Origin of the sequence: Tardiphaga sp. OK246 (genome assembly GCF_900188215.1) — a bacterium.
GTDB lineage: Bacteria > Pseudomonadota > Alphaproteobacteria > Rhizobiales > Xanthobacteraceae > Tardiphaga > Tardiphaga robiniae.
In genome coordinates this window covers 331,509-346,544 of sequence record NZ_FZOX01000004.1, presented here as the reverse complement: position 1 = coordinate 346,544, position 15,036 = coordinate 331,509, and the positions used below count along the sequence as shown (strand labels likewise).

14 protein-coding genes are annotated in these 15,036 nt (G+C 62.2%); 11 read left to right on the top strand and 3 right to left on the bottom strand.

Features of this window, described 5'->3' with window-relative positions:
* The first annotated feature begins 167 nt into the window (after nucleotides 1-167).
* From CHC01_RS19995 to CHC01_RS19960, 8 genes are all read left to right on the top strand, one after another.
* Nucleotides 168-1,103, top strand: coding sequence for a histone deacetylase family protein (locus CHC01_RS19995; protein WP_089265990.1), 936 nt, complete (start codon nucleotides 168-170; stop codon nucleotides 1,101-1,103).
* A gap of 92 nt (nucleotides 1,104-1,195) precedes the next feature.
* A complete protein-coding gene (locus tag CHC01_RS19990) occupies nucleotides 1,196-1,447 on the top strand; it encodes an exodeoxyribonuclease VII small subunit (protein ID WP_089265989.1) in 252 nt (83 codons plus the stop codon).
* A 101-nt stretch (nucleotides 1,448-1,548) separates the two neighbouring features.
* The gene (locus CHC01_RS19985; protein WP_141137132.1) at nucleotides 1,549-2,856 is read left to right on the top strand and encodes an alpha/beta hydrolase; all 1,308 of its coding nucleotides are present in this window, start codon (nucleotides 1,549-1,551) and stop codon (nucleotides 2,854-2,856) included.
* Nucleotides 2,857-3,199: 343 nt separating this feature from the next.
* A complete protein-coding gene (gene dxs / locus CHC01_RS19980) occupies nucleotides 3,200-5,125 on the top strand; it encodes a 1-deoxy-D-xylulose-5-phosphate synthase (RefSeq protein ID WP_089265987.1) in 1,926 nt (641 codons plus the stop codon).
* Nucleotides 5,126-5,265: 140 nt separating this feature from the next.
* Nucleotides 5,266-5,808, top strand: coding sequence for a nucleoside 2-deoxyribosyltransferase (locus tag CHC01_RS19975; RefSeq protein WP_089265986.1), 543 nt, complete (start codon nucleotides 5,266-5,268; stop codon nucleotides 5,806-5,808).
* 2 nt (nucleotides 5,809-5,810) lie between these two features.
* A complete protein-coding gene (locus CHC01_RS19970; RefSeq protein WP_089265985.1) occupies nucleotides 5,811-6,566 on the top strand; it encodes a TlyA family RNA methyltransferase in 756 nt (251 codons plus the stop codon).
* A complete protein-coding gene (locus tag CHC01_RS19965; RefSeq protein ID WP_089266259.1) occupies nucleotides 6,559-7,797 on the top strand; it encodes a class I SAM-dependent RNA methyltransferase in 1,239 nt (412 codons plus the stop codon). The genes CHC01_RS19970 and CHC01_RS19965 overlap by 8 nt, the downstream gene beginning before the upstream one ends.
* A gap of 76 nt (nucleotides 7,798-7,873) precedes the next feature.
* The gene (locus CHC01_RS19960; RefSeq protein WP_244558472.1) at nucleotides 7,874-9,019 is read left to right on the top strand and encodes an alpha/beta fold hydrolase; all 1,146 of its coding nucleotides are present in this window, start codon (nucleotides 7,874-7,876) and stop codon (nucleotides 9,017-9,019) included.
* A 14-nt stretch (nucleotides 9,020-9,033) separates the two neighbouring features.
* Here CHC01_RS19960 and CHC01_RS19955 read toward each other — a convergent pair whose 3' ends face one another.
* Entirely contained in the window at nucleotides 9,034-10,791 is a 1,758-nt protein-coding gene (locus CHC01_RS19955) for an acyl-CoA dehydrogenase family protein (RefSeq protein ID WP_089265983.1), read from the bottom strand.
* 91 nt (nucleotides 10,792-10,882) lie between these two features.
* Here CHC01_RS19955 and CHC01_RS19950 point away from each other — a divergent pair, with 91 nt between their 5' ends.
* Nucleotides 10,883-11,584, top strand: a complete 702-nt coding sequence (locus tag CHC01_RS19950; protein ID WP_068734530.1) for an SDR family NAD(P)-dependent oxidoreductase — start codon at nucleotides 10,883-10,885, stop codon at nucleotides 11,582-11,584.
* Between the two features lie 22 nt (nucleotides 11,585-11,606).
* Entirely contained in the window at nucleotides 11,607-12,440 is an 834-nt protein-coding gene (locus tag CHC01_RS19945) for an enoyl-CoA hydratase-related protein (protein WP_089265982.1), read from the top strand.
* A 7-nt stretch (nucleotides 12,441-12,447) separates the two neighbouring features.
* Here CHC01_RS19945 and CHC01_RS19940 read toward each other — a convergent pair whose 3' ends face one another.
* Nucleotides 12,448-13,356: a LysR family transcriptional regulator gene (locus CHC01_RS19940; protein WP_141137131.1), complete on the bottom strand. Its 909-nt coding sequence runs from the start codon at nucleotides 13,354-13,356 to the stop codon at nucleotides 12,448-12,450.
* 118 nt (nucleotides 13,357-13,474) lie between these two features.
* Here CHC01_RS19940 and CHC01_RS19935 point away from each other — a divergent pair, with 118 nt between their 5' ends.
* Complete coding sequence (locus tag CHC01_RS19935) at nucleotides 13,475-14,314, top strand: oxidoreductase (RefSeq protein WP_089265981.1); 840 nt, start codon at nucleotides 13,475-13,477, stop codon at nucleotides 14,312-14,314.
* 108 nt (nucleotides 14,315-14,422) lie between these two features.
* Here CHC01_RS19935 and CHC01_RS19930 read toward each other — a convergent pair whose 3' ends face one another.
* Nucleotides 14,423-15,034, bottom strand: a complete 612-nt coding sequence (locus CHC01_RS19930) for a GNAT family N-acetyltransferase (protein WP_089265980.1) — start codon at nucleotides 15,032-15,034, stop codon at nucleotides 14,423-14,425.
* Between the last annotated feature and the right edge of the window lie 2 nt (nucleotides 15,035-15,036).

The window sequence follows — 15,036 nt, the reverse complement described above, 5'->3', positions numbered from 1 at the left end:
GATGAAACGACATGAATCGAATGTGAAGAAAGCGATCCATAATTCTGATCGGTAGCTTTGTTAGGGGACGACCGCACCAGCGATGCCCCCCCCTATCGGAACCTGACCTGACCGGCTAGGTTATCGTCTCATCATACCAGCGCACCCTGCGCTTGCGGACCATTTGCATGACGACACTTCTTCTAAGCCATCCGGCCTCGCTCGATCACCTCACCCCGCCCGGCCATCCTGAACGCCCCGACCGTATGCGCGCGGTGGCGCAGGCACTCAGCGAAGACCGCTTCAACGCGCTGGTGCGGGGCGAAGCGCCGGAGGGCAATCTCGACGTCGTCAGCCTCTGTCATGACAATCATTACATCGATGAATTGCGCCATGTCGCGCCGAGCAGCGGCCTCGTCTATCTCGACGGCGACACGTCGATGTCCCCCGGCACCTGGGAAGCGGTGATGCGCGGCGTCGGCGGCGCAATCGCGGCGACCGACGCCGTGATGAAAGGCGAGCACAGCAATGCCTTCGTCGCGACCCGCCCGCCCGGCCATCATGCCGAACACAACAAGCCGATGGGCTTCTGCTTCTTCGATCAGGCCGCGATTGCAGCGCGGTATGCGCAGCGCACCTACGGCATTACCCGCGCGGCTGTCGTGGATTTCGATGTCCACCATGGCAATGGCACGCAGGACATTTTCTGGGCCGACCCCACGGTGATGTATTGCTCGACACATCAGATGCCGCTGTTTCCCGGTACCGGTGCATCCCAGGAGCGCGGCGAGCACGACACGGTCGTCAATGCACCGCTGCATGACGGCGACGGCAGTGCAAAATTCCGCTCTGCCTTCGACAATCTCATCCTGCCGCAACTGCAGAAATTCGCACCGGAACTGCTGATCATCTCCGCCGGCTTCGATGCGCATCGCCGCGATCCGCTCGCGTCGCTCAATCTCGACGCCGAGGATTTCGGCTGGGTGACACGCAAGCTGATGGATCTCGCCGACAGCACCGCCGGTGGCCGCATTGTCTCGGTACTCGAGGGTGGTTATGATCTGCAGGGCTTGAAAGAATCGGCCGCGGCCCATGTTTCTGCGCTGATGGGGGCATCGCGCTGAAAGGGGCGCAGGTCGCAAAACCTACCCGCCACAATACGCCCTCAAACATATCTTTGACTCCGTCCTTCCAAAATACGCACACGGGAAACCGAATGGCCGAGAACACCCATGCTGACGTCAAGAAGCTGACCTTTGAGACCGCGATCGAAGAACTGGAATCGATCGTGAAGCGCCTCGAAGACGGCAAGGTGCCGCTGGAAGAGTCGGTCGCCATCTATGAGCGCGGCGAGGCGCTGAAACGGCGCTGCGACGAGTTGCTGCGTCAGGCTGAAGCCCGCGTGGACAAGATCACCACGGATTCGAACGGCAAAGCGGTCGGCACCGAACCGCTGGACGTCCAGTAGGAAATCGCGCGGGCTGAGACCTCGCATCATCCCGCGGCCGAATTAGCGCTTGGCGCATGGCGCGGCCTGTTTATAGTCCGCCGTCAGTCCGGGGAACCAGCGTGCGCGTCCAGCACCGTCATGTCATCTATGTGCAGGGATACGATCCGCGGGGACTCTCGCAGTATTACCGCATGTTTCGGACCGAACTGCGCAAGTTCGGCCGGCTTTATGGCCTGACCACCTCCGTCAGCCGGCCGAAAGGTCATACGGACGGCGAATTCGCGCATGAATCCGCCTCCTGGCGCATCGAAACCTCCGGCGACGGCTGGCAGACCACGACCGATTACGATTTCCTGCGCTGGGAGGACATGATCCAGCGCGATCTGGCCGTGCCGATCTGGCGCACGCTGATCCACGCCATCGCCATCTATTGGGGCCTCGTCTTCTCCGGCACGATGGGCCGGTTCTGGAAGGCGCATTGGCGCTTCGCCACCTTCATCAGTTGGCCCCACGTCCTGCTGCTCAACGGAGCGATCTGGTCGGCGGGCATCGCCTGGCTGTTCGCGTTAGGGCTGCAGGCGCTTGGAATACACGGATTTCTGGTGGGCTGCGGCGCTGCGGCGGTGTTTGTGGCCGTCCTCGGCTCGCTGCTGAAATACACCGAAAAGCACACGTATCTGCTCTATCTGATGGCCGACACGATCTTCACCTGGCAGTTTTCCCACGGCAACCGGCCGGACTGGGATGCCCGGATCGACCGCTTCGCGCAGCATCTGGTCCAGGTCGCCAAGTCTACCAAAGCGCAGGAAATCGTGCTGGTCGGTCACAGCTCCGGCTCGTTCCTTGGCTCCGAAATCCTCGCCCGCGCGCTGAAACTCGATCCGGAACTCGGTAGCCACGGCCCTCGCGTCGTGCTGCTGACGCTCGGCGGCAATATGCCGATCGTCGGCTTCCATAGAGTCGCACAAGGCTTTCGCGACAATTTGCGGCTGCTGGCCGTGGAGCCTTCCATCGACTGGATCGACTGCCAATCCCGCAAGGACGTGATGAACTTCTTTCCGTTCGATCCCATCGCCGGTCACGGGATCGACGCCGGCCCGGCCCGGCGGAATCCAACCATCGTCCCCGTCCGGTTCCGCGAAATCATCCGCCCGGAACATTACAACCGGTTCCGCTGGAAGTTCTTCCGGGTGCACTTCCAGTTCGTCATGGCCAATGAGCGGCCACATGCCTACGATTTCTTCATGATCGTTTGCGGGCCTGTGCCTCTCCGGGGGCGTGTCAGTCAGCCGGCCACAACTTTGGCGTTGGTCGATGGCACCCCTACTACCCGCGAAAACGCATGGAAAAAGCTCGATTTGGGCGCGAAGAGCCCTACCCACACGGGTTCCCATGAGACGGAACCGGTCGCCCGGCGCATCGGCTAGGCACACCGCGCGAATGTCCATAGCGCCTTTGTGCTGCCACCCCCGCAGGCACAGCGATTGGCTTTGGCCATCGCTTTGGTGTAAAGGGACTAGGACTATGCGCTGACGAGCAGGCTGAAACGCCGGCCGTTAACGTAGATAAGCGCTTCATTCATCTGGCAAAAATGATCAGATGAAGTCGCCGCCAAGCATGTTAGATATCACACTGAAAAATCGAAGCCCATTATAAGGCCTCGAAACAGGCTTCCCGGTTCTGGAGGCTGCGGTTGTCCGGTGGGCGCGCGGAAACGCGACGGCCCCGAAGCCAGACGCAGTCCCGGACATGTAAAATTGGAATAGTGCCGTGACCGATTTTAGTAAGACACCGTTGCTCGATACCATCAAGACTCCGGAAGATCTCCGGAAGCTGAAGATCGAGCGGGTTCGTCAGGTTGCCGACGAGCTTCGTCAGGAAACCATCGATGCGGTGTCCGTCACCGGCGGCCACTTCGGCGCCGGCCTCGGCGTTGTCGAACTGACCACCGCCCTCCACTACGTCTTCGATACGCCGCGCGACCGCATCATCTGGGACGTCGGCCATCAGGCCTATCCGCACAAGATCCTCACCGGTCGCCGCGACCGTATCCGTACGCTCCGCACCGCCGGTGGTCTGTCCGGCTTCACCAAGCGCAGCGAGAGCGAATACGATCCGTTCGGCGCCGCGCATTCCTCGACCTCGATCTCCGCCGGCCTCGGCATGGCGGTGGCTCGCGACCTCTCCGGCGGCAAGAACAACGTTATCGCCGTGATCGGTGACGGTTCGATGTCGGCCGGCATGGCTTATGAAGCCATGAACAATGCAGGCGCGATGAATTCCCGCCTGATCGTCATCCTCAACGACAACGACATGTCGATCGCGCCGCCGGTCGGCGCCATGTCGGCCTATCTGTCGCGCATGTATTCGGGCAAGACCTATCGCTCGCTGCGCGATGCCGCCAAGCAGCTCGGCAAGCATCTGCCGAAGCTGATCGCTGACCGTGCCGAGCGCGTCGAAGAATATTCGCGCGGCTTCATGGTCAACGGCGGCACGCTGTTTGAAGAGCTCGGCTTCTATTATGTCGGCCCGATCGACGGCCACAACCTCGATCACCTGCTGCCCGTGCTGCAGAACGTCCGCGACATGGAGACCGGCCCGATCCTGCTTCACGTCGTGACCCAGAAGGGCAAGGGCTACGGTCCGGCCGAAGCCGCCGCTGACAAATATCATGCGGTCGTCAAATTCGACGTCGCCACCGGCACCCAGTCGAAGTCCAAGCCCAACGCCCCGGCCTATCAGAACGTGTTCGGCCAGAGCCTCGTCAAGGAAGCCGAGAAGGACGACAAGATCGTCGCCATCACCGCGGCCATGCCATCGGGCACCGGCGTCGATATCTTCAACAAGGCGTTCCCGAACCGCACTTTCGACGTCGGCATCGCCGAGCAGCATGCGGTGACCTTTGCGGCTGGCCTCGCCACCGAAGGCTACAAGCCGTTCTGCGCGATCTACTCGACCTTCCTGCAGCGCGGCTACGACCAGATTGTCCACGACGTGGCGATCCAGAACCTGCCCGTGCGTTTCGCCATCGATCGTGCCGGACTGGTCGGTGCGGATGGTGCGACCCATGCGGGCTCATTCGACAATGCCTATCTCGGCTGTCTGCCGAACATGGTCATCATGGCCGCCTCCGACGAGGCCGAACTGGTCCACATGGTCGCGACCCAGGTCGCCATCAACGATTCACCGAGCGCCCTGCGTTATCCGCGCGGCGAAGGCCGCGGCGTCGAAATGCCGGAAGTCGGCATTCCCCTGGAAATCGGCAAGGGCCGCATCGTCCGCGAAGGGAGCAAGGTTGCGCTTCTGTCGTTCGGCACGCGCCTCGCCGAATGTGAGAAGGCTGCCGACGAACTCGCCGCCCACGGCCTGTCGACCACGATTGCCGACGCGCGCTTCATGAAGCCGCTCGACACTGACATGATCCTCAAGCTCGCCCGCGATCACGAGATCCTTCTGACCGTCGAAGAAGGTTCGATTGGCGGATTCGGCTCGCATGTGATGCAGCTGCTCGCCGACAACGGCATGCTCGACGGCGGTCTGCGCATGCGTTCGCTGGTGCTGCCCGACATGTTCCAGGATCACGACACGCCGGCAGCGATGTATGCCCAGGCGGGTCTGGACTCCAAGGGGATCGTCAAGAAGGTGTTCGAGACCCTCGGCAAGGATTTCAAGGCCGAGACCGTCAAGCTCGCTTGATCTGTCGTTGAACGCGACATCGCGTTTGCAATTGCGAAGAGAATACGACGAGGCAATTCGGCAGGAACCGCCGGATTGCCTCGTTCTCGTCTGAATTGGCTCGTCAATGTCGGCGCGGCTCACCATGAGACGGGGACTTCATGAATATCTATCTCGCAGGCCCCGACGTGTTCCTGCCCAATGCCGCCGAGATCGGCCGGCAGAAGGTCGCGCTCTGCAAGCGCTACGGCGCGCACGGGTTCTTCCCGCTCGATAACGCCATCGACATCAATGCCGGCGACGCCTCGCGCCAGATCTTCCACGGCAACGAAGCGATGATGAACCACTGCGACATTATCATCGCCAATCTCACGCCGTTCCGCGGTCCCAGCGCCGATGCCGGCACGGTGTTCGAGCTCGGTTACATGGCCGGGCACGGCAAGCTCTGCTTCGGCTATTGCAACGACCCTGCGCTCTATCTCGACCGCGTCCGCCGTATGACGGAGATCACCGATCAGGATGGCCATCTGGTCGATGCGAACGGGCTCACCGTCGAAAATTTCGGCCTCGCCGACAATCTGATGATGGTCCACGCGCTCGATCTCTATGGCGCGTCCATGATCGTCCCCCGTGAAGCACCCGATGATCTCTGGCAGGATCTGACGAGCTTCGAAGCCTGTTTGAAACTTGCTGCATCGTACTGACCATGACGAAATCTCAGAACACTGCTGCCGCGCCGCGCAAACGCGCCGATACGCTTCTCGTCGACCGCGGAATTTTCGAAAGCCGCGCGCGTGCGCAAGCCGCCATCGAAGCGGGGCTTGTGAAGGCCAACGGCAAAGCGGTCGCCAAAGCGTCAGAACCGCTGCTGCTCGACGCCGCGATCGAGGCTGAACCGGCGCATCCCTGGGTCTCGCGCGGCGGCGTCAAGCTGGCCGGCGCGCTCGATCTATATCCGATCGAGATCGAGGACCACGTCTGCCTCGACGTCGGCGCCTCCACCGGCGGTTTTACAGAAGTGCTGCTCGCCAACGGCGCCAGCATGGTGTTCTCCATCGATGTCGGGCACAGCCAGCTTCATCCATCGCTGCACGGCCATCCGAAAATCATCTCGATGGAAGAAACGGATATCCGCAGCTATGAAAACAAGCGCCTGCCGGCGCGTCCAGACGTCGTGGTAATCGATGTCAGCTTCATTTCGCTCAAGGCGGTGCTGCCTGTCGCGCTGTCACTCGCGGCGGCGCCGATGAGCCTGCTGGCGCTGATCAAGCCGCAATTTGAGGCCGACCGGAAGCAATCCAAGCGCGGCATCATCAAGAACGCTGCCGTGCATCAGGCCATCTGCGACGACATCACCGATTTTGCCAGGACGCTCGGCTGCACCGATATCGAGGTCTTCCCGTCGTCGATCACCGGCGGTGACGGCAATATCGAGTTCTTCATGGGTGCCCGGCGTGGCTGAACACCTGACCATCGATGATGTCGGCCAGCGCGGCGACGGCGTCAGCCTCACAGGCGGCGTGCCGCTGTTCGTGCCCTACACGCTGGCGCATGAGATCGTCGAGACGGAACGCGACGACGAACATCCGGAGCGTAGACGATTGCTGCAGATCGACACCGCCAGCCCGGAACGGATCAACCCGTTCTGCACCTACTTCACGCGCTGCGGCGGCTGCGCCATCCAGCACTGGCAGCCCGATCCCTATCAGGCCTGGAAGCGCCAGATCGTGATCGACACGCTGGCACAAGCGAAGATCACCTGCCCGGTCGATCCGATCGTTGATGCTCATGGCGCCGGCCGCCGCCGCGTAACGTTGCATGCCCGGCGTGGCAGTGATGGCGAGCTGCGTGTCGGCTTTGCCGCATCCGCGAGCCACGCGATCATCGCCATTGACGCGTGCCCGATCCTGGATCCTGCACTGGATGGCGCGCTCGATGCCGCGCGCGCGCTGGCCGAGGTGTTGAAGCCGGTCAGCAAGCCGCTAGACATTCAGGTGACAGCGGCCAGTAACGGACTCGATATCGACGTCCGCGGCACCGGGCCATTGCCGACCGCGATCATCACAGCGCTGTCGCGCATTGCTGAGGCGCACAAACTGGCACGTCTCACACGACATGGCGAACTCGTGCTGATGCGCGTGCCGCCTGTGGTCACAATGGGTAACGCGCAGGTTACGTTGCCGCCGGGCTCATTTCTGCAAGCCACCGCGGCCGGTGAAGAGACATTGGCGGCGCTTGTGCTCCAGCTGTGCAAGGGCGCGAAAAACATCGCCGATCTGTTCTGCGGTATCGGTCCCTTTGCGCTGCGGTTGGCCACCAAGTCGAAGATTACAGCTTTCGATAGCGATGCAGGCGCCATCACCTCGCTGCAGCAGGCCATCAAGGACACCAAGGGCCTGAAGCCGATCAAGGCGGAGATGCGCGACCTGTTTCGCCGTCCACTGGTGCCGCAGGAATTGCGCGACTTCGACGCTGTCGTGTTCGATCCGCCGCGCCAGGGCGCGCAGGCACAGGTCGAACGGCTCGCGGCAAGCAAGATCCCCGTCGTCGTCGCCGTGTCGTGCAACGTCCAGACCTTCGCACGCGATGCAAAGATCCTGATCGATGGCGGCTACAAGCTCGACAGCGTCACACCCGTGGACCAGTTCCGGCATACGCCCCATATCGAATTGGTGGCCCGCTTCAAACGCTAGTTGTCTTTTCACGGTGCTTGCGCTGGAGTGCACTCACGCTGCCGCACAAGTGCAGCATGGAGGCGACGTGACACCCATCGATCCCAACATTCTGCCGGCTGGAATTCGCTCGCGTTTTGTCGAGGACATCAACGGTTTGCGCGTGCATGTACTGGAGGCCGGCTTCGAAACCAAAGGCCGGCCCTGCATCCTGCTGGTGCACGGATTTCCCGAGCTGGCCTTTAGCTGGCGCAAGGTCATGCCGCAGCTCGCCGCGGCCGGCTATCACGTGATTGCGCCGGACCAACGCGGCTATGGCCGCACCACCGGCTGGAGCGCAGACTATGATGGCGATCTGCGTCCCTTCAATCTGCTCAACCTCGTGCGCGATGCGGTCGGCCTCGTCGCCGCCTTCGGCTATCGCCATGTCGATGCGGTGGTCGGACATGACTATGGCAGCTCGGTCGCAGCCTGGTGCGCGCTGGTGCGGCCGGATGTATTCCGATCCGTTGCCCTGATGAGCGCGCCCTTTGCCGGACCTCCATCGCTGCCTTTCGGCACCGCCGATCAGCCGGCACCGCCAAAGACCGATGATCCCGTGCATCGCGACCTCGCGGCATTGCCGCGGCCGCGCATCCACTATCAGTGGTATTACGCCACACGCGATGCCAACGCTCATATGCAACATGCGCCACAAGGCGTACATGATTTCCTGCGCGCCTATTATCATCACAAGAGTGCGGACTGGCCGGGCAATACGCCCACTCCATTGCAAGGCTGGACCGCGAGTGAGCTGGCGAAGCTGCCGACCTATTATGTGATGGACCGCGACCAGACCATGGCCGAGACCGTGGCCGCAGAGATGCCGACGCCTGAACAGATCGCATCATGCAAATGGCTGCCGGACAATGAACTGGCCTTCTATGCCGGCGAATATGCGCGCACGGGCTTCCAGGGTGGATTGCAGTGGTATCGCTGCAATACGACGGGCGCGTTCAGTGCAGATTACGAGACGTTTGCCGGGCGCACCATCGACGTCCCTTCAGCTTTCATCTCGGGCAAGCAGGACTGGGGCATCTATCAGCGCCCCGGTGCCATCGAGACGATGCAAAACAGCGCCTGCACGAATATGCGCGCGATGCACCTGATCGACGGCGCAGGCCATTGGGTGCAGCAGGAACAACCACAAGAGGTCAGCCGCTTGCTGCTCAAGTTCCTGAAAGACAACGGTCCGCGCTCATAGTCCCTGCGATCAGGTCAGCCCAGCATCAGCCGACTGGCCTCCTCCATGCTGACATCGCGCTCACCCAGCAGATGCGCGACGATCTGTTTCTGCGTTTCGCTTTCGATCACAGCAAACGGATCGGGCGTCATCAGGCGATGATCGATCACGAGGCGCGACAGCAGCAGGCGCCGCGCGTCGCCACGTCGTTCGTGGATGCGGTGCGCTTCCCATGTCATCGCGATGGCGCTGGCCACATGATATAGTGAACTCGTTGCGCGGCGGGCATCGCCTTCGTTATCCGACCGTGCGGCAACCTCACGCGCGAAGCCGATGGCACGGTCGGCGAGGCCACGCAGCCGATCGCGCCATGCCTGCGGTACGCTCGGAGAATCGTCCAGCCGCGCATGCAAGTCGGCAGCAAGCGCAGCCTCGGCACCGTGCCGGCCCACCGCACGCGTCAGCGCGTCGAGCGCGACGATATTGCCGGTGCCTTCCCAGATCGAGCCGAGATGCGCATCGCGCAGCAGCCGCGCGGTGGCGAATTCCTCAATGTAACCGACACCGCCGCGCATCTCCATCGCATCCCCGCAGACCTTGCGCGCGTCACGCGTCGCACGGAATTTCAGCGTCGGCGTCAGGATCCGCAGCAGCGCTGCAGCATCCTGACTGCCGGCTTCGGCACGGTCCAGCGCATCCGCGGTGAGGAAGCTCATCGACAACGCCTGCTCGGTCGCCACCATGATCTTCATCAACTGCCGCCGCGCCAGCGGCATGTCGATGATGCGCTGGCCGAACACGACACGGCCGCGCGCGACTGCCATCGCATCGTGCCAGGCGCGGCGCATCAGCGAGGTCGACTTCACGCCATTCGACAGGCGCGACGAATTCACCATCTCGGCCATCTGCACGAAGCCGCGATCGAGCTTGCCGACGGCATAAGCGATAGCGCCCTCGAGCTTGATCTCACCTGATGCCATCGACCGCGTGCCGAGCTTGTCCTTCAGGCGCACGATCCGGTAGTGATTGGGCGTGCCGTCATCGAGCGTCCGCGGCATCAGGAACAGGCCGACACCCTTGGTGCCGCCGACCGCGCCTTCCGGCCGCGCCAGCAGCATCACGACTTTCGCATCGGCATTGGAGCAGAACCACTTCTCGCCATACAGCCGCCAGTGATCGCCCTCCTGCACGGCAGATGTCGTCAGTTTACCGACGTCGGAGCCGCCTTCCTTCTCGGTCATGAACTGACCACCCTGGGTCAGCTTGCTCATGTCGGTCTGCGTCAGCCTGTCGAGATATTTGGCCTTCAGCGCATCGTCGCCGTAGTTCGACAGCAATTTCGCTGCGCCATCGGTGACATTGATCGGGCAACCCATGCCGAATTCGGCCTGATTGAAGAGGAACGTAAAGGCGTGCTTGGCTGTCACCGGATAGGTCGAGGGCCAGCCCATGATCCCCTTGCGATGCGACAAAGCGTGAATGCCAAACTCACCGAAAGCTGCGTTCTCAAGCTCGCGATAGGCCGGGTGATATTCGACCCACTGCACGTCCTGGCCGAACTTGTCGCGCTGGTGAAGCACGGGTCCATGCTTGTCGGCCATCCGCCCGGCTTCATCGAGCGGCCCACCGACAAGACCGCCCAGCCGATCGAGATGCGGCTCGATATGGTTGAACAGATCCTCCGGCAGATGAATACGCAGCAAATCGGTCAGTGCCGGATCGGCCCGGTAGAAATTCATGCCGGACGTGTCGGGTGCGATCAGATTGGCGGCAATCTGGGCGTGGGCGTTCATGACGGCCTCTTGTGTTTGGCAGTTGCGTTTCCATCTTCATCATGCGCCTGCCGCGCCAGCGAATAAAGTGCCCCAGCCGGAGATTTGATCCATGGAAATTCCGCATTACGAAACCGCTTTGATCGTCGGCGTCGGTGAGGGCATCAGCGCATCGCTGGCGAGGCTGCTGTCCAAACAGGGCATCCGCGTCGCACTCGCCGCCCGCAATCCCGGCAAGCTGGATGCGCTGTGCCAGGAGACCGGCGCCAAGGCCTTTGCCTGCGACGCGACCCAGGCCGGAGATGTCGCCAAGCTGTTTGCAGATGTCGAACGCCAGATCGGCGCGCCCGATATCGTCGTCTACAACGCCAGCCAACGCGCCCGTGGGCCTTTCATCGAGCTCGCACCTCCCGATGTTGCACAATCCATCGCCGTTAGCGCCTTCGGCGGATTTCTGGTCGCGCAACAGGCATTGCAGCGCATGTTGCCCAACAAGCACGGCGCCATCCTGTTCACTGGTGCCTCCGCGAGTATCAAAGGCTTCGCACAATCGGCACCCTTCGCCATGGGCAAGTTCGCGTTGCGCGGAATGGCGCAGTCGTTGGCCCGCGAGTTTGCACCGCAAGGGATCCACATCGCCCACTTTGTCATCGATGGCGGCATTCGCAGTTCAGTCCGCGTTGAGCCAGCGGACAGGCCGGACTCGATGCTCGACCCCGATGCCATCGCCATGAATTACTGGAACGTGCTACAGCAGCCGCGCAGTGCCTGGAGTTCGGAGCTCGAAATCCGTCCATGGGTCGAAAAATTCTGACGCGATAGCGGGGGCGAGACACATGAGTGAAGCCGTACAGGTCATCAACACCGGCACCGGTGAGCTGCTGTGCGAGATCCGCGAGCGCGTTGCCGTCATCACCCTGAACCGACCGGAAGCGCGCAACTCGCTGTCGGATCATCTCACGCCCGCATTGCGCACAATGATCCGCACCTGCGGCGAAAATCCTGATGTCGGTGCGCTACTGATTACCGGCGCCGGCACGGCCTTCTGCTCCGGCGGTGACGTGAAGGGCATGGGCGCGCATCGCAAGCAGGCGGTGCTGGAGATGTCGTTCGACGAGCGCGTCACTGACCTGCAGGAGCGTCAACGCCTGCTGACCGGTGCATTGGTCGCCGTGCGCAAGCCGACCATCGCCGCGCTGCCCGGCCCCGCTGCCGGCGCCGGCCTTGCCATCGCCATGGCCTGCGATATCCGCATCGCTGCGCAATCGGCTTTCGTCTCGACTGGCTATCTGCGCGTCGGTCTCAGCGGCGATTACGGAATCGCCTGGCTGCTGACGCGCCTCGTCGGCACGGCCCGCGCGCGCGAGCTGATGTTCACAGCCAACAAAGTCGAGGCAAGCCGCGCCGAAGCCATCGGGCTGTTCAACCGCGTGGTGCCTGACGACAGGCTGCAGGACGAAGCCTTCGCCATGGCCCGTGGCATGGCCCAGGGACCGACGCTGGCGCTGCGCTACATGAAGGACAATCTCGACGAAGCGCTCGCATTCGATTTCACCACGGCGCGGGATCACGAGGCGGAACGCCTGATCCGCACGACCATGACGGCAGATCACCGCGAGGCGGTGCAAGCCTTCATCGAGAAGCGTAAGCCGAACTTCAAAGGCAACTGATGCGCATCTAAACCTTCGACTTCACTAAAGCCGGCGTCTTGGCAAAATCGACAAAGGCCCGCAATGCCGCCGGCAGTTGTCGGCGGCTGGGATAATACATGAAGAAGCCGGGATAGGCCGGACACCAGTCGGCGAGGACCCGCACCAGCTTGCGCTTGGCGATCAACTCCTCGACCTGCCCTTCGAACACGTAAGCCAGTCCGGCTCCGTCCAGCGCGGCGTCCACCATCAGATCCTGATCGTTCAGTGTGAGCGCGCCCGCGACATCGATCTCGACCTCGATGCCGCCGCGCTCGAATTCCCAACGATAGAGCGCGCCACCCCAGAAGCGATAGCGGATGCACGGCAGATCTTTCAGCTCATGCGGCGTCTGCGGCAGCTTGTGCTGCTTGAGGAAGCCGGGTGACGCAACGACCGCCGATCGCTGCCGCGGGCCGATCGGCACCGCGATCATGTCCGCCGCAACGGTTTCGCCGAAGCGGATGCCCGCATCGAAACCGGCAGAGACCATGTCGACAAGACCGTCATTCACGGCAATCTCGACATTGATCTCCGGATAGGCTTTCAGGAATCGCGTGACGATCGGCAGCAGCACGAGTTGTGCGGATTGCCGGGCGGCATTGAAGCGCAACGTCCCCGCCGGCTTGCCGCGAAAATGATTGAGGTCCTCCAGCGCATCATTGATGTCCTGGAATGCCGGACTGACCCGCGCGAACAACCGCTCACCCGCCTCCGTCAGCGCGACACTGCGGGTGGTGCGATTGACCAGCCGGACATCAAGACGCTCCTCGATGCCGCGCAAGGCGTGGCTCAGCGCGGAGGCGGACACGCCAAGTTCAACGGCGGCATTGCGAAAGCTGCGATGCCGGGCAATCGCCAGAAAGGTCGCGAGGTCAGCCGGGCCGATCAAGCTCATTATTGAATCTAGCTCATGAACACATGGAATAAATAGAGGATTATTTCAGTTCTGGCGAGCCGCTAAGTGTTGCCCATCAGCCCTGCACTAACGCGGGGCCAACACAGGAGAGACCACCATGCGCGTCTGGTTCATCACAGGAGCATCCCGCGGTTTCGGCGCCCTCATCGCTGCGGAAGCTTTGGCTCAGGGCGATGCCGTCGTTGCAACGGCCCGCGATCCCAATGCTGTCACCGCACGTCTCGGCACCCATGAGCGCCTGCTGGCCACACGGCTCGATGTCACCAGCGAGACCGAGGCCCACGAGGCCGCAGGTCAGGCTGTGAAGAAATTCGGCCGCATCGATGCGCTGGTCAACAATGCCGGTTATGGCCTGCTCGGCGCGATCGAGGAAGCCAGTGCCAAGGAAGTCGAACGTCTCTATGCCACCAACGTATTCGGACTGCTCGGCGTCACCCGTGCCGTGCTGCCGCATATGCGCCGGCAGGGCTCGGGTCATGTCATGAACATTTCATCCGTCGGCGGATATGCAGGCTTTCCGGGTTGGGGCGTCTATGGTTCGACCAAGTTCGCGGTCGAAGGCATCAGTGAAGCGCTGGCCGCCGAAGTCGCGCCGCTGGGCATCCATGTGACGGTGGTCGAGCCCGGCTTCTTCCGCACCGACTTTCTGGACGATAACTCGCTGGTGCGCACCGCGCTGGAGATCGGCGACTATCACGCCACCGTCGGCAAGACTCGCGGCCACGCCGCCGACGTCAACCATGCGCAACCCGGCGATCCCAGCAAGCTGGCAAAGGCCTTCATGCAGCTTGCAGCTGCCAAGACTCCTCCGATCCGTCTGCCGCTCGGCAGCGACACGGTTGCGCGGATCGAGAGCAAGCATGCTTTTGTCGAAAAGGAACTGGCTACGTGGCGCGATGTCGCCACATCGACAGACTTCGCGAAAGGAACGGCATAGGCGCTGTCTTCAGGACACGCAGATGCGACGAAGCAATCCTGAGCTAGAGAGGGATTGAATTGCTTCGTCGCATCATACCTTGCCTGACAGTGGCGAGCGTTGCCGCGCTTAGGCAAGTATCGGCTGCAGGGATTGCGCTGCGAGGCGCCAGACCGCGCATAGGTTTGCGGTTGGCACCGTATCGATCTGCTTTACGAAGCGCACCTGCTTCCAATCGCCCGGCGTCGGCGCGAATGTGAAGCCGGCCTTGCGGGCCAGTGCGAGCATTGCCTCGTTTGAGCGCAATGTATCTCCGAAGAGCTGGTCGGCTCCGAGCGCAGCAGCACGGCATTCCAAATTGGACATGAGTGCCAGGCCGATACCCTGCCCTTGCATGGAATCAGCTACGGACAGGCCCAGTTCGAAACGAGACGTCGCTTCATCAAACGCGTAGCGGGCCTCGCCGACAATGGTCTCCGAGCCATCGCGCGAGACCGTCGCGACGACCGAGAAACTGTCGGCCTCACCGACATGGATGAATTTGTCGAGCTGCCCCGCCGGCAATTCGCTGGCGGCGCCCATCAGGCGATTGTAGCGCGACCGCACAGACAGGCCGCGGAAATAGGCCTGCAACGCGTCCGCATCGTGAAGCTCGACAAACCGAACTGTCACCGCAGCGCCGCTGCGTGACAACACCACATCGGAATACTGACCAAGGTCATCGAGGTTGAGATGTTGCATGA

Bases quoted from the DNA above. Each gene is read 5' to 3' on its own strand.
- CHC01_RS19995 (WP_089265990.1), top strand. From the start codon at position 168: ATGACGACACTTCTTCTAAGCCATCCGGCCTCGCTCGATCACCTCACC.
- CHC01_RS19970 (WP_089265985.1), top strand. From the start codon at position 5,811: ATGACGAAATCTCAGAACACTGCTGCCGCGCCGCGCAAACGCGCCGAT.
- CHC01_RS19945 (WP_089265982.1), top strand. From the start codon at position 11,607: ATGAGTGAAGCCGTACAGGTCATCAACACCGGCACCGGTGAGCTGCTG.
- CHC01_RS19975 (WP_089265986.1), top strand. From the start codon at position 5,266: ATGAATATCTATCTCGCAGGCCCCGACGTGTTCCTGCCCAATGCCGCC.
- CHC01_RS19940 (WP_141137131.1), bottom strand. From the start codon at position 13,356: ATGAGCTTGATCGGCCCGGCTGACCTCGCGACCTTTCTGGCGATTGCC.
- CHC01_RS19950 (WP_068734530.1), top strand. From the start codon at position 10,883: ATGGAAATTCCGCATTACGAAACCGCTTTGATCGTCGGCGTCGGTGAG.
- CHC01_RS19955 (WP_089265983.1), bottom strand. From the start codon at position 10,791: ATGAACGCCCACGCCCAGATTGCCGCCAATCTGATCGCACCCGACACG.
- CHC01_RS19935 (WP_089265981.1), top strand. From the start codon at position 13,475: ATGCGCGTCTGGTTCATCACAGGAGCATCCCGCGGTTTCGGCGCCCTC.
- CHC01_RS19930 (WP_089265980.1), bottom strand. From the start codon at position 15,034: ATGCAACATCTCAACCTCGATGACCTTGGTCAGTATTCCGATGTGGTG.
- CHC01_RS19990 (WP_089265989.1), top strand. From the start codon at position 1,196: ATGGCCGAGAACACCCATGCTGACGTCAAGAAGCTGACCTTTGAGACC.